Origin of the sequence: uncultured Pseudomonas sp. (assembly GCF_943846705.1) — a bacterium.
In the GTDB taxonomy this organism is placed as follows: Bacteria; Pseudomonadota; Gammaproteobacteria; order Pseudomonadales; family Pseudomonadaceae; genus Aquipseudomonas.
Genome location: NZ_OX044366.1, coordinates 28543 through 42318, shown reverse-complemented (window position 1 = coordinate 42318; position 13776 = coordinate 28543). Strand labels below are relative to the sequence as shown.

The 13776-nt window shown below is 60.1% G+C and carries 13 protein-coding genes, 3 tRNA genes and 1 pseudogene; 15 read left to right on the top strand and 2 right to left on the bottom strand.

Features of this window, described 5'->3' with window-relative positions:
- The first annotated feature begins 49 nt into the window (after window positions 1-49).
- From Q0V31_RS00225 to Q0V31_RS00215, 3 genes are all read left to right on the top strand, one after another.
- A tRNA-Arg gene (locus tag Q0V31_RS00225) sits at window positions 50-126 on the top strand.
- Window positions 127-197: 71 nt separating this feature from the next.
- A tRNA-Arg gene (locus Q0V31_RS00220) sits at window positions 198-274 on the top strand.
- 72 nt (window positions 275-346) lie between these two features.
- A tRNA-Arg gene (locus Q0V31_RS00215) sits at window positions 347-423 on the top strand.
- Window positions 424-542: 119 nt separating this feature from the next.
- Here the strand turns inward: Q0V31_RS00215 and Q0V31_RS00210 are convergent.
- Window positions 543-1040 carry a DUF4124 domain-containing protein gene (locus tag Q0V31_RS00210; protein WP_298182812.1) on the bottom strand — a complete coding sequence of 166 codons (498 nt, stop codon included), beginning with the start codon at window positions 1038-1040 and terminating at the stop codon, window positions 543-545.
- A 258-nt stretch (window positions 1041-1298) separates the two neighbouring features.
- Between Q0V31_RS00210 and mgtE the strand changes: the two genes are divergently transcribed.
- From mgtE to Q0V31_RS00190, 4 genes are all read left to right on the top strand, one after another.
- Window positions 1299-2741, top strand: coding sequence for a magnesium transporter (gene mgtE, locus Q0V31_RS00205; protein WP_298182809.1), 1443 nt, complete (start codon window positions 1299-1301; stop codon window positions 2739-2741).
- Between the two features lie 176 nt (window positions 2742-2917).
- A complete protein-coding gene (locus tag Q0V31_RS00200) occupies window positions 2918-3169 on the top strand; it encodes an OadG family transporter subunit (protein ID WP_298182804.1) in 252 nt (83 codons plus the stop codon).
- Window positions 3170-3194: 25 nt separating this feature from the next.
- Window positions 3195-4973 carry a sodium-extruding oxaloacetate decarboxylase subunit alpha gene (gene oadA / locus Q0V31_RS00195; protein WP_298182800.1) on the top strand — a complete coding sequence of 593 codons (1779 nt, stop codon included), beginning with the start codon at window positions 3195-3197 and terminating at the stop codon, window positions 4971-4973.
- Between the two features lie 12 nt (window positions 4974-4985).
- Complete coding sequence (locus tag Q0V31_RS00190; RefSeq protein WP_298182797.1) at window positions 4986-6122, top strand: sodium ion-translocating decarboxylase subunit beta; 1137 nt, start codon at window positions 4986-4988, stop codon at window positions 6120-6122.
- Between the two features lie 122 nt (window positions 6123-6244).
- Here the strand turns inward: Q0V31_RS00190 and Q0V31_RS00185 are convergent, their stop codons facing one another.
- The gene (locus tag Q0V31_RS00185) at window positions 6245-6562 is read right to left on the bottom strand and encodes an Arc family DNA-binding protein (protein ID WP_298182795.1); all 318 of its coding nucleotides are present in this window, start codon (window positions 6560-6562) and stop codon (window positions 6245-6247) included.
- Between the two features lie 390 nt (window positions 6563-6952).
- Here Q0V31_RS00185 and phnC point away from each other — a divergent pair.
- From phnC to phnK, 8 genes and pseudogenes are all read left to right on the top strand, one after another.
- Window positions 6953-7708, top strand: a pseudogene (gene phnC, locus Q0V31_RS00180) (phosphonate ABC transporter ATP-binding protein); the annotation flags it as partial.
- 138 nt (window positions 7709-7846) lie between these two features.
- Window positions 7847-8851, top strand: coding sequence for a phosphonate ABC transporter substrate-binding protein (gene phnD, locus Q0V31_RS00175; RefSeq protein WP_298182792.1), 1005 nt, complete (start codon window positions 7847-7849; stop codon window positions 8849-8851).
- Between the two features lie 63 nt (window positions 8852-8914).
- The gene (gene phnE, locus Q0V31_RS00170) at window positions 8915-9709 is read left to right on the top strand and encodes a phosphonate ABC transporter, permease protein PhnE (RefSeq protein ID WP_298182789.1); all 795 of its coding nucleotides are present in this window, start codon (window positions 8915-8917) and stop codon (window positions 9707-9709) included.
- Between the two features lie 201 nt (window positions 9710-9910).
- Complete coding sequence (phnG, locus tag Q0V31_RS00165) at window positions 9911-10357, top strand: phosphonate C-P lyase system protein PhnG (protein WP_298190826.1); 447 nt, start codon at window positions 9911-9913, stop codon at window positions 10355-10357.
- Window positions 10357-10968 carry a phosphonate C-P lyase system protein PhnH gene (phnH, locus tag Q0V31_RS00160; RefSeq protein WP_298182786.1) on the top strand — a complete coding sequence of 204 codons (612 nt, stop codon included), beginning with the start codon at window positions 10357-10359 and terminating at the stop codon, window positions 10966-10968. The genes phnG and phnH overlap by 1 nt, the downstream gene beginning before the upstream one ends.
- Window positions 10968-12059, top strand: a complete 1092-nt coding sequence (locus tag Q0V31_RS00155) for a carbon-phosphorus lyase complex subunit PhnI (RefSeq protein WP_298182784.1) — start codon at window positions 10968-10970, stop codon at window positions 12057-12059. The genes phnH and Q0V31_RS00155 overlap by 1 nt, the downstream gene beginning before the upstream one ends.
- Window positions 12056-12943 carry an alpha-D-ribose 1-methylphosphonate 5-phosphate C-P-lyase PhnJ gene (locus tag Q0V31_RS00150; protein WP_298182781.1) on the top strand — a complete coding sequence of 296 codons (888 nt, stop codon included), beginning with the start codon at window positions 12056-12058 and terminating at the stop codon, window positions 12941-12943. Before Q0V31_RS00155 ends, Q0V31_RS00150 begins: the two co-directional genes overlap by 4 nt.
- On the top strand, window positions 12940-13749 hold the full coding sequence (gene phnK, locus Q0V31_RS00145) for a phosphonate C-P lyase system protein PhnK (RefSeq protein WP_298182779.1): 810 nt from the start codon (window positions 12940-12942) through the stop codon (window positions 13747-13749). The genes Q0V31_RS00150 and phnK overlap by 4 nt, the downstream gene beginning before the upstream one ends.
- Window positions 13750-13776: the final 27 nt, after the last annotated feature.

The window sequence follows — 13776 nt, the reverse complement described above, 5'->3', positions numbered from 1 at the left end:
GAGTGCTGTAGATGTTGCGGTTTAAATGTCTACAGTACGAACGTTACATGCACTCATAGCTCAGCTGGATAGAGTACTCGGCTACGAACCGAGCGGTCGGAGGTTCGAATCCTCCTGAGTGCACCAAATCGGAATGGCTTGCAGCAATGCAAGCCATTTTGTTTCAGCCAGCGGTGATCTGGTTAAAAGCGCCACTTGCACTCATAGCTCAGCTGGATAGAGTACTCGGCTACGAACCGAGCGGTCGGAGGTTCGAATCCTCCTGAGTGCACCAAATCGGAATGACTTGCAGTAATGCAGGTCATTTTGTTACAGCCAGCGGTGATCTGGTTAAAAAGCGCCACTTGCACTCATAGCTCAGCTGGATAGAGTACTCGGCTACGAACCGAGCGGTCGGAGGTTCGAATCCTCCTGAGTGCACCAAACAAGAAGGGCCTGCAGCGATGCAGGCCCTTTTTTTATGGCCGCTCACCGTGGCGGCCAGCTGGCGAGGCGTTGTGGTGCGGTGTTGGCCGTGGCGCTCAGTCGCATCATCTAGCGCCTTAGCGTTTGGCCTTGCCTTTGACGCAGCCGGCCTCATCGAAGCTCACGTTGCGCTTGTTACCTTTCTTGTCCTGATAAACGTAGCGCGTCTGGCCGTTCTGTTCGGTGATCTTGTCAGGCTTGCCGAGGCTGCTCTCGACGTCGCTGCGACTCATGCCTAAGCGTATCTGTTGCTTGATGATGGCGGCGCGTCGTTCGCGGCTGTTTAGGTGGTTGCCGCAGCCGTCCTGCTTAATCCCGATTACCGTTAATTCACGATCAGCTTTCTGCGTGTTCTGGTGGCTGGCTTTGCGCGGCTTGGCCAGTGGCACGGGCTTGCCGCTGCCGGGTGTGGGGTTATAGGCCTCTTGCAGGCGCTGGCTGTGGTCATCGGGGCAGCCTTGGCGGGTAAAGGTGACGTGGCCGTTAGCGTCTTCGCAGCGAAACACGCTTGAGCCGAGTGTTGGCAGTGGGCAAAGCAAAATGACGCAGAAAGCGGCGCAGTGCAGTCCTTGCATGGTGTGTCCTCCGTGACGGTGCAGGTGCAAGCGTAGTTCATGCCTTTGCCAGTGCCAGGCGTGCCTTTGCTGGTGCCCTGTGCGTCGCAGTTAGCAATGTGCGGGCGCGGTGGTATCATTCGCCGCGTCAGCCCCGCCGGGGCTTGTGGAATACCACCATGGACTTACCCAGTAGTTACTCAAAATTTCGATTGTGCAATCACGTGTTGACTGATTGACCCTCTTTGGCGTGCGCTGCCGCTGGGGGTGGAGTGCGCCATGACTGAAGTAGAAGCAAAAAAGCCGCAAGAAAGCCTGCAGGATCGCCTGGCCCAGGTGGTTGAGCTCTTGCATCGGCACAAGCTGGTCGAAGACCTGACTCATCGTCAGGAAGGCCAGCACCACGACCGGGTGGAAAGCCTGGTGCATCGGCAGAATCTGGCCGAGTTGCAACGCAAGCTCGATGAGCTGCACTCCGCTGACGTTGCCCACATCCTCGAGGCGTTGCCGCTCAGTGAGCGCCAGACTGTCTGGCAGCTGGTCAAGGTTGAGCGCGACGGCGATATCCTCCTCGAAGTGTCCGATGCGGTGCGTGAAACCTTGCTCGCCGACATGGACGACCATGAAATTCTCGCCGCGGCCAAGGAGATGGACGCCGACGAATTGGCCGACCTGGCCTCCGAGTTGCCGCGTGATGTCGTTCATGAGCTGATGGAAACCCTCGATGCGCAGCAGCGTGAGCGCGTGCGCTCGGCGTTGTCCTATGAGGATGACCAGGTCGGCGCGCTGATGGACTTCGAGATGGTCACCATTCGCGAAGATGTCAGCCTCGAAGTGGTGCTGCGTTACCTGCGCCGCCTGAAGGAGCTCCCGGGACACACCGACAAGCTGTTTGTGGTGGATTACGACGGTGTGCTCAAGGGTGTGCTGCCAGTTAAGCGGCTACTGGTTAATGACCCGGACAAGCTGGTCAGCGAGGTTATGGCCACCGATCCGGTGAGTTTCCACCCCGATGAAGACGGCTATGACGCGGCTCAAGCGTTCGAGCGTTACGACCTGATCTCAACCCCGGTGGTGGACAAGAACGGCAAGCTGATCGGCCGCCTGACCATCGATGAAATGGTCGACCTGATTCGTGAGGAGAGCGAAAGCGAAGTCCTCAATATGGCCGGTCTGCGCGAGGAAGAAGACATCTTCGCCTCGGTGTGGAAGTCCCTGCGCAACCGCTGGGCCTGGTTGGCCATCAATCTGGTGACTGCCTTTATGGCTTCGCGGGTCATCGGGCTGTTCGAGGACTCCATTGAGAAGTTGGTCGCCCTGGCGGCACTGATGCCGATTGTCGCGGGCATCGGTGGTAACTCGGGTAATCAGACCATCACCATGATTGTGCGCGCCATGGCGCTGGACCAGGTTAGTACTGGTAATACCTCGCGCTTGATTCGCAAGGAGCTGGGGGTTGGCTTGGTCAACGGTATCGTCTGGGGTGGGGTTATTGGCGTAGTGGCCTATCTGCTTTATGACAGCTGGTCGCTGGGTGTGGTGATTACCGCCGCGATGGTGCTAAACCTGCTGCTGGCGGCACTGATGGGTGTGCTGATTCCGATGACGCTGGTGCGCATGGGGCGTGATCCGGCCTTGGGTGCGAGCGTGATGATTACTGCGGTCACGGACAGTGGCGGCTTCTTTATCTTCCTCGGTTTGGCCAGTGTATTCCTGCTCTAATTAGCCGGTTTTTTGCCGGTGCGGTCGGTTGGGCGCAAGTGTCGAAAGTAGTCCGTATGGGGTTTGCTTCAAACGCTCGTTTCACGCTAAGGTTCGCCAGCTTTGCCTGAGGCCGGTTCTCGGGCGCTCCACTCTAATAATTAATTCAGCTCGCATGAGCGGGTAATGGAGCCATGATGACCCCTAGTGAACTCCTGCTTGAGGGTGTCGAACTCATGCTATTCGGCCTGGGTTTCGTATTTCTCTTCCTGGTGTTGTTGGTGTTTTTAATCCGCGTGATGTCGTGGGTTATCGGTCAAGTTGCCGTGAAAACGCCAGCCCCCGTATCTGTGCCATTGGCAGTCAAGCCGGCCGCCAATGAGCCGAGTGCCGATGTACTCGCCGCTATCCAATCCGCTATTCACCAGCACCGCGCCCGCCGCGGGTGAGCCAGGTTCGACAGGGAGCATCTGCATGACAGCCGTAAACAAACCCCTCGGAATTACTGATGTGGTGCTGCGTGATGCGCACCAGTCGATCCTGGCCACCCGCGTGCGCCTGGAAGATATGCTGCCGATCGCAGCCAAGCTCGATCAAGTTGGCTTTTGGTCTGTAGAGACCTGGGGCGGCGCGACCTTTGACTCCTGTATCCGTTATCTGGGCGAAGACCCGTGGGAGCGTATTCGTGCGCTGAAAAAAGCCATGCCCAACACCCCGCAGCAAATGCTCCTGCGTGGGCAGAATCTGCTGGGGTACCGCCATTACGCCGATGACGTTGTCGAAAAATTCGTTGAGCGCGCCGCCTTTAATGGTGTTGATGTGTTCCGTGTGTTCGACGCGATGAATGATCCGCGTAACCTGCAGACCGCGCTCAAGGCGGTCAAGCAGCAGGGTAAGCATGCTCAGGGCACTGTCTCCTATACCACCAGCCCTGTGCATACCCTGGATATGTGGGTCGATCTGGCTAAACAGATCGAAGACATGGGCGCTGATTCGATTGCGATCAAAGATATGGCGGGCATTCTCAACCCCTATGTCGCGTTCGAACTGGTGACACGCCTGAAGGCGTCCCTGTCGATCCCGATTCATCTGCATTGCCATGCCACGGCCGGTTTGTCGACCGCCGCCATCGTTAAGGCGGTGGATGCGGGTATCGATGGCGTCGATACGGCGATCTCTTCGCTGTCGATGACTTACGGCCATTCGCCTACCGAGTCGGTTGTGGCCATTTTCCAAGGCAGCGAGCGTGATACCGGGCTGAAGCTGGAGTTGCTCGAAGAGATTGCGGCCTATTTCCGCGAGGTACGGAAGAAGTACGCCAAGTTTGAAGGCAACCTTAAGGGCGTCGACTCGCGCATTCTGGTCGCGCAGGTTCCGGGCGGCATGTTGACCAACATGGAAGGCCAGCTGAAAGAGCAGGGTGCCGAAGACAAGTTTGATCAAGTGCTGGCGGAGATCCCGCGGGTGCGTGAAGACCTCGGTTTTATCCCGTTGGTGACCCCGACCTCGCAGATCGTCGGCACTCAGGCGGTGATCAACGTGATCACCGGTGAGCGCTACAAGTCGATCACCAAGGAAACGGCTGGCGTGTTGAAGGGGGAATACGGCGCAGCGCCGGCACCGTTCAATAAAGAACTGCAAGCACGGGTGCTGGATGGGGCTGAAGCCATTACCTGTCGCCCCGCCGATCTGCTTGATGACGAGATGGACAAGCTGACTGCCGAGCTCAAGGGCATTGCCAAAGAGAAGGGCATCACCTTGGCCGCCGATGAAGTCGACGACGTGCTGACTTACGCACTGTTTCCGCAGATCGGCCTTAAGTTCTTGGAGAATCGCGGTAACCCGGCAGCCTTCGAGCCAGTGCCAACCGGCCAGGAGCAGCTCGCGCGCGAGCCTGGTACGCCTGAGGTCTACACCGTTGAAGTGGGCGGCAAGTCCTATGTGGTGCAGGTCAATGAAGGCGGTGAGATCGAAGGGCTGAAGGCGCTTGGTGGCAGTAATAATGCCGCTGCGGCAGCCGTGGCTGCGCCGGTAGCGAGTGGCGAAGCGCAGACCGCGCCGCTGGCGGGCAATATCTTCAAGGTGCTGGTGCAGCCAGGTCAGGCTGTAGAGGAGGGGCAGCTGGTGATCATCCTCGAAGCGATGAAGATGGAAACCGAGATCCGTGCATTCAAGGCCGGCACCGTAGCTGCGGTCAATGTAAAAGTGGGTGATGCGGTGGCGGTGGGCGACAGCCTGCTGGCCATCGGTTAAGGGAGCGCGGTAATGGATAAGCTCCTCAAGCTTTGGCACAGCACGGGCCTGTACCACATCGAGCTCGGTCAGTTATTTATGATCGCGGTGTGCATCGGGCTGATCTACCTGGCGATCAAAAAAGGCTTTGAGCCGTTGCTGCTGCTGCCGATTGGCTTCGGTGGCCTGCTGGCCAACATTCCGGTGGCCAATATGGCCGAGGGTGCCGGCTTTCTGCACATGATCTATGAGGTGGGCTTGCCCACCAGTATCTTCCCGTTGCTGATCTTCCTCGGGGTCGGCGCCATGACCGACTTCGGGCCGATGCTGGCTAACCCGAAAACCCTGTTGCTCGGGGCGGCGGCGCAGTTCGGGATTTTCGGTACGCTGATGGGCGCGCTGGCGCTGACGGCGCTGGGGATTCCGGGTCTGGAGTTCACCCTCAAGGAAGCGGCATCGATTGCGATTATCGGCGGTGCCGATGGCCCGACCTCGATATTTGTAACCTCCAAGCTCGCCCCGCACTTGCTAGGGCCGATTGCCGTGGCAGCCTATGCCTACATGGCGCTGGTGCCGTTGATTCAGCCGCCAATCATGCGCGCGCTGACCACCAAGGAAGAGCGCTCCATCGTCATGCAGCAGCTGCGTCCAGTCGGGCAGTCGGAGAAAATCATCTTCCCGATCGTACTGTGTCTGCTGATCGGCATGCTGTTGCCTGATGCTGCGCCGTTGATCGGTATGTTTGCCCTAGGCAACCTGTTGCGTGAAGCAGGTGTGGTTGAGCGTCTGGCCGATACCTCGCGTAATGCGCTGATCAATATCGTCACCATCTTCCTCGGCCTTACGGTTGGTTCGAAGCTCTCGGCGGAATCATTCTTGCAGCTGAAAACCTTGGGCATCCTTAGCCTTGGCATGATTGCGTTCTGTGCCGGCACCGCGTCGGGGGTGTTGATGGCCAAGCTGATGAACCTGTTCAGCAGCAACAAGATCAACCCGCTGATTGGCTCGGCCGGTGTCTCTGCGGTGCCAATGGCGGCGCGGGTATCGAATAAAGTCGGCCTGGAGGCCAATCCACAGAACTTCCTGTTGATGCACGCCATGGGGCCAAACGTGGCCGGTGTTATCGGCTCGGCAGTGGCGGCGGGTGTGCTGCTCAACTTCGTTGGCTGAGTCTTTGCTGCAATAAAAAAACCGCCTGCTCAGGCGGTTTTTTTATGGGCGAAATCTGTAAGGGCAGCTGATTTATGGGCAACAAAAAACCGGCCTAGGCCGGTTTTTAAGTCTGCGCACGTTCAGCTTTCTTCGTTGGACATCTCGGCGTCGTGAGCAATCAATGCCACCAAGGCATTCTGCTGGCGACGCGACAGCTGGCGAAAGCGCTGTAATAACTCACGCTCATGCAGCGACAGCTCGGGGCTGTCCAGGCGCATGTTGAGGTCATCACCCAAGGCGCTTTCCTGGAGCATGCTTTGCTCAAGGCGAGCAATGATCTCCGAGTTCATGCTGCGGTGATGGTTGCGTGCAACATCCGCAATGCGCTCACGCATGCCGTCTGGCAGGCGGACGACAAACTTGTCAGCGGTGCGGCTGGAATAGAGTGCTGGTTTCATAGGGCGCGTACATTAAACCGGTTAGTTCAGGAAAGCGATACTGGCCATGGGCTATAGCATAGTCGCCTGTTTGACTCCTGCCAGCGCTAAGCGTTCAGCCAGAAAGCCGCTTAAACAATCGCGTGACTCAGTAGTCGCGGTTGTCTGTAAGTTGACGTCAATTGTACGGCGTATTCTGCTTCTTATAAAGGCGTTAGGCCAGCACCAGTGATCGGAAATGCGTCTTGTTAGGCATAAAAGGAAAATTGCCCACCAGTAGCAACAGCTGCAAGTGCTCGTCATGTAAGTGTCACGGCTCGTTAACCGGCCTGACACAGGGGGTGTCTACCTTGGTCTACACCAGAAGGCGGCTGCATGCCGCGGTGTAACCGTTAATAAAGGAGGCATTCCATGAGCGCAGTGATCCGGGTTGAGAGCCTGAACAAGACGTTCGGCCGTAAACAGGCGCTGTTTGATCTGGCGCTGTCCGTTGAGCCCGGTGAGATGGTCGCGCTGATCGGCGCGTCAGGCTCGGGCAAATCAACCCTGCTGCGCCATGTCGCCGGCTTGGCCTGCTGTGACCGCGCAGCTGGCGGCAAGGTTCAGGTGCTCGGGCGCGAGGTGCAGGCAGAGGGTCGGCTGAATGGCGAAGTGCGCCGCCTGCGTGCGGATATCGGTTACATCTTTCAGCAGTTCAACCTGGTCGGTCGTATCAGCGTGCTGCAGAACGTCCTGCTCGGTTGCCTGGGGCGTATGCCGCGCTGGCGGGGCAGCGTCGGCCTATTCAGTGCCGAAGAACAGCAGCGCGCGATGCAGGCGCTGGCTCGGGTGGGTTTGGCTGACCTGGCGCAGCAGCGGGCGTCGACCCTGTCCGGCGGCCAGCAACAACGCGTGGCGATTGCCCGCGCCTTGTGCCAGCGCGCGAAGGTGATTCTGGCCGATGAACCGATCGCCTCGCTCGACCCCGAGTCGGCGCGCAAGGTTATGCAGATTCTTGCCGACATCAACCGTGAAGACGGCACCACCGTGGTGGTCACCCTGCATCAAGTGGATTACGCCATGCGCTATTGCCAGCGCGCCGTGGCGTTGAAAGCAGGGCGTATTCATTTCGACGGCGCCGCGGCCGAGCTGCATCCCAACTTCCTCAACGATCTCTATGGTGCCGAGCTTGCAGTAGAGCGGCTGCCAATCGAGAACGCGCACCGCCCCCACATTCAGAACGTACCGCTGGCTCTGGCCAAGGCCTGAGTCACGTCTGCTGTTAGGCCAATCCCTATCTGTCCATTCGCACTAGGAGTGCTTTGCATGTTCAAACGTATCAGTCGTGTATTTGTCGCGTCCACGCTGCTGGCCGGCTCGGTTCTCGGTGCTGCTCAGGCCGCTGAGCAGGAGATCAACTTCGGCATCATCTCCACCGAGTCCTCGCAGAACCTCAAGACCTTGTGGGACCCCTTCCTGGCGGACATGAGCCAGCAGACCGGCATGAAGATCAATGCCTTCTTCGCCCCTGACTACGCCGGAATCATCCAGGGCATGCGCTTCGACAAGGTCGACATGGCCTGGTATGGCAACAAATCGGCGATGGAAGCCGTGGACCGGGCTGGCGGTCAGGTGTTCGCCCAGACTGTCGCGGCCAATGGTTCGCAGGGTTATTACAGCCTGATGGTGGCGCATAAGGACAGCCCGATTAATTCAATCGAGGACATGCTGAAAAACGCCAAAGACCTGACCTTCGCCAACGGTGACCCGAACTCCACCTCGGGTTACTTGGTGCCGGGTTATTACGTGTTCGCGCAGAACAATGCCGACGCCAACAAGATCTTCAAACGCTCACTCAATGGCAGCCATGAAGTCAACGCGCTGTCGGTGGCCAACAAGCAGGTCGATGTCGGCACCTTCAACAGTGAAGGCATGGAGCGTCTTGAAGTGACCGCGCCAGACAAGGCCGCCCAGCTGAAGGTGATCTGGACCTCGCCGCTGATTCCGTCTGACCCGCTGGTCTGGCGCAAGAACCTCGATGATGCCACCAAGAACACGCTGCGCGAGTTCTTCATGAGCTACGGCGACCAGGCGGCTGAACTGAAGGTGCTGGAAGGCCTGCAGTGGGCCAAGTTCAAGGCCTCGGATGACGATCAGCTGCTGCCGATTCGCCAGCTGGAACTGTTTAAGCAGCGCACCGAAGTGGCGAACAACGACAAGCTGTCGGACAGCGACAAGCAAGCGCAGCTCAAAGAGCTGGATAGCGAGTTGACCAAGCTGGAAAAGCGTCTGGCTGAAATCGCCAAGCAGAGCCCAGCCAGCGCCGGTTGATGGCTCGGGGCGGCTCGCCTGCAGGCGGGCCGCTGACCTTTGTCGCTCATTTGAGATGTCGTTATGACCACTTTGACTACCGCACCTGCGGCTGAGCTATCGGCCAAGCGTTCCTGGCCGCAGTTGATTGGCTGGGGGCTGTTTTTTGCCGTGCTGGCCTGGTCCTGGCAGGGCGCGGAGATGAATCCGCTGGGCCTGATTCGCGACTCCAGCAACATGGCGACCTTTGCCGCGGACTTCTTTCCGCCGGATTTCAGCAACTGGGAGCTGTACCTCAAGGAGATGATCGTCACCGTGCAGATCGCCCTCTGGGGCACGGTGCTGGCGATTGTCTGCGCCATTCCGCTGGGCATTCTCAGCGCCGAAAACATCGTGCCCTGGTGGGTCTACCAGCCGACTCGACGGCTGATGGATGCCTGCCGTTCGATCAATGAAATGGTCTTCGCCATGCTCTTCGTGGTGGCGGTGGGGCTGGGGCCATTCGCCGGGGTGCTGGCGCTGTTTATCGGCACCACCGGGGTGTTGGCCAAGTTGTTTGCCGAGGCGGTAGAGGCGATTGATCCCGGCCCGGTCGAAGGGGTGCGGGCAACCGGTGCCAGTGCTTTGCAGGAAGTGATCTACGGGGTCATCCCGCAGGTGCTGCCGTTGTGGATCTCCTACTCGCTGTACCGCTTCGAGTCCAACGTGCGTTCGGCCACTGTGGTCGGCATGGTCGGCGCGGGTGGTATTGGGGTGATCCTCTGGGAGGCGATTCGCGGCTTCCAGTTTGCCCAGACCTGCGCCTTGCTGCTGGTGATCATCCTGGTGGTGAGCGTGCTCGACATCCTCTCCCAACGCCTGCGCAAGCAGTTTATCTGACGCCGCCGGCTACCCGTTCTAACCCATGCACCTGCCTGAACAAGCCGAGTCGGCGTACCGCGAACACGGCTACTGCGCGTGCAAGTGTTTTTCCGCGACCTGGCTGGCCAGCCGGTGGCGCTGGGGGTATCGGCCCGCCGCGCCGCGTGCTTGCCGTTCCTGCTCGTTCTTTGATGGAGCTCTGTGATGAACCGCAACCTGCTGCACAGCGACCCGCAAATCGCCACACGTCAGCGCTGGATGGGCGTGCTGGCTCGTGCCGGCACCCGCTTGGCGGCCTATGAATCGGCCTTGAAAGAGACCGAGTACCGCCTGATTCGCGCGCCGGAAATCGGCATGACCCTGGTGCGTGGGCGCATGGGCGGCACCGGCAGCCCGTTCAACCTCGGTGAAATGACCGTGACCCGTTGCGTGGTGCGCCTGGCCGATGGCTGTACCGGTTACAGCTATGTGGCGGGCCGCGACAAGCACCATGCCGAACTCGCCGCCTTGGCCGATGCGCACCTGCAAGGCCCTGAGCAGCCGCACTGGCTGAGCCGGCTGATTGAGCCGCTGGCTGCCGCGCAGCAAACGCAACAGGCCGCCAAGGCGGCAGAAACCGCAACTACCCAGGTGGAATTCTTCACCCTGGTCAGAGGAGAAGACTGATGAACGCGGCGAACAGTTCGCAATGGCTGCAAGCGGCCTTCAATGACCCGGTGCTGGATGCGCAGACCAGCTTTCGCAGCGCCCTCAAGGCCCTGGCCGAGCCTGGCCTGGCGCAGCCACTGAACCGTGCCTTGGCCCTGGGCAACCTGCAGCCGGCCACCTACGCCCTGTGCCTGGCCTTTCTCGATGGCGATACGCCGTTGTGGCTGGCCCCGGGTTTTGATACCCCGGCGATTCGCGCCAATTTGTCGTTCCATTGCGGCTGCCCGATTGTTACCGAGCGCGAACAGGCGCTGTTTGCCTTGCTCGATGAGGCGGGTGCCGATGATTTGTCGGCTTTTGACAACGGCAGTGAGCGCTACCCGGACCAATCCTGCACCTTGCTGATTCAGCTCGATGCCTTGCAGGGCGGTGAGCCGCTGCGTTGGCGCGGGCCAGGGATCAAGGACGTACGCGCCGTCGAATTGCCGCTGCGTCCCCGTTTCTGGCAACAGCGCCAGGCGCGCAGCGCCTTTCCGCGTGGTTTGGACGCCTTCTTCGCCGCTGGCGAGCAAGTCATTGGCCTGCCGCGCAGCACCCACGTGCTGCTCAACGCTGAGGAGGCTGCCTGATGTACGTCGCTGTCAAAGGTGGCGAACGCGCCATCGACAATGCCCACCTGCTGCTGGCGAAGAAACGCCGTGGTGATACCGCGATTCCCGAGCTCAGCGTCGATCAGGTGCGCGAGCAGATGCCCCTGGCCGTGGCGCGGGTGATGAGTGAAGGCTCGCTGTACGACCCGCAATTGGCTGCGTTGGCGATCAAGCAGGCCGCCGGCGACCTGATGGAGGCGATCTTCCTGCTGCGCGCCTACCGCACTACCTTGCCGCGGTTTACCGCCAGTGCGCCGCTGGACACCACACAGATGCAATTGAGCCGGCGTATCTCCGCGACCTTCAAGGATTTACCCGGCGGCCAGCTACTCGGCCCGACGTTTGACTACAGCCATCGCCTGCTGGACTTCGCCTTGCTGGCCGAGGGTGAGCAGCCCGGCCCGCCGATCAATCCACAGGCCGAACTGAGTGATTGCCCACGGGTGCTGGATTTTCTCGCCGAGGAAGGCCTGATGGCCCGCGAAGTTGATGACGGCGCTGCGGTACCGGACATCACCCGCGAGCCGTTGGATTTTCCCGCCAACCGTGCCCAGCGCTTGCAGGCGTTGGCCCGTGGTGATGAAGGCTTCCTCCTGGCCTTGGGTTATTCCACCCAGCGTGGTTACGGGCGTAATCACCCGTTCGCTGGCGAGATTCGCATTGGTGAACTGGAGGTTTGGCTGGAGCCGGAAGAGCTGGGCTTTGCCGTGTCGCTGGGTGCTATCGAGGTGACCGAGTGCGAGATGGTCAACCAGTTCGTCGGCGGCAAGGGCATCGACCCGCAGTTCACCCGGGGTTATGGCCTGGCCTTTGGTTATGCCGAACGCAAGGCCATGGGCATGGCCTTGGTTGATCGCTCGCTGCGCGCCGCCGAGTACGCCGAAGAGCTGGAAGGCCCGGCGCAGCAGGAAGAGTTCGTGCTGATGCACTGCGACAACGTTGAGGCGGCGGGCTTCGTCTCGCACCTGAAATTGCCGCACTACGTCGACTTCCAATCCGAGCTGGAGCTGATCCGCAAACTGCGCAAGCAGGAGCGTGAGCAGCCCGCCGCCGAGGAGCAACGCGCATGAATGCCCACAGCCAGATCACCCGCGCCCCGGAAGCCGGGTACAACTTTGCTTACCTGGATGAACAAACCAAAAGAATGATCCGTCGTGGCCTGCTCAAGGCCGTGGCCATCCCCGGTTATCAAGTGCCCTTTGGTGGCCGTGAGATGCCGTTGCCTTATGGCTGGGGCACTGGCGGTATGCAACTGACCGCCGCGATCCTCGGTGCCGAGGATGTGCTCAAGGTCATCGACCAGGGCGCGGATGACACCACCAACGCGGTGTCGATCCGGCGCTTCTTCGCCCGCACCGCTGGGGTCAGAACCACCACCCGCACAACGCAAGCGACTGTGATCCAGACCCGCCACCGCATCCCGGAAACGTCGCTGAGTAATGATCAGATCATGGTCTACCAGGTGCCGATCCCCGAGCCGCTGCGCTTTATCGAACCCTCGGAAACTGAAACCCGCACCATGCACGCGCTGGAAGATTACGGCGTGATGCACGTCAAGCTGTACGAGGACATCGCCACCTTCGGCCACATTGCTACCAGCTACGCCTACCCGGTGACGGTGGACGAGCGCTACGTGATGGACCCTTCGCCAATCCCCAAATTTGATAACCCCAAGCTGCACATGAGCCCGGCGTTGATGCTGTTCGGTGCCGGCCGCGAGAAGCGCATGTATGCCGTGCCACCCTACACCCGGGTGGTGAGCCTGGACTTTGACGATCACCCCTTTGCAATACAGCGTTGGGACGAATGCTGCGCCTTCTGTGGCAGCCACGATTCCTATCTGGATGAGCTGATTGTCGACGACGCCGGCACCACGCGCTTCGTCTGCTCCGACACCGATTACTGCATGCAACGCCGTGATGCCACTGAGATGACCGGGGAGGCTGTGCAATGAGTGCCGCCGAGAAATTACAACTGCACAGCGAGACCGCCCAGCCGCTGTTCAGTGTGCGTGACCTGACCCTTCTATATGGCCCTGAGAAGGGCTGCCAGGGCGTTTCGTTTGATCTGTATCCGGGCGAAGTGCTGGGGATTGTCGGTGAGTCGGGCTCGGGTAAGTCGACCTTGCTCAGCCTGCTCTCCGGTCGTTGCCCACTGGATCGCGGCAGTGTCAGCTACCGCAATAGCGACGGTAGCCTGGTTGATCTGTACAGCGCCAGCGAAGCGCAGCGGCGCACCTTACTGCGCACCGAGTGGGGCTTTGTCGAGCAGAACCCGCGCGACGGTCTGCGCATGGGCGTGTCGGCCGGCGCCAATATCGGTGAGCGGTTGATGGCTCAAGGCGTGCGCCATTACGGCGAGCTGCGCGCAGCCGGCATCGACTGGCTGAGCCAAGTGGAGATCGATCCGCTGCGCATCGACGACCTGCCACGGACTTTCTCCGGCGGCATGCAGCAGCGCTTGCAAATCGCCCGCAACCTGGTCTCCAGTCCGCGTCTGGTGTTTATGGATGAGCCTACTGGCGGCCTCGATGTCTCGGTGCAGGCGCGTTTGCTCGACCTGCTGCGCGGCCTGGTGCGCGAGCTGGATCTGGCCGTGGTGATCGTCACCCACGATCTGGCCGTGGCGCGTTTGCTGGCGGACCGGCTGATGGTGATGCGCCGCTCCCATGTGGTGGAGGCCGGGCTGACCGATCAGATTCTCGATGATCCGCAGCATCCCTATTCGCAGTTGCTGGTGACGTCCGTCCTGCAGCCTTAACGAGACCTTTTGCAGGAGCAGCCTTGG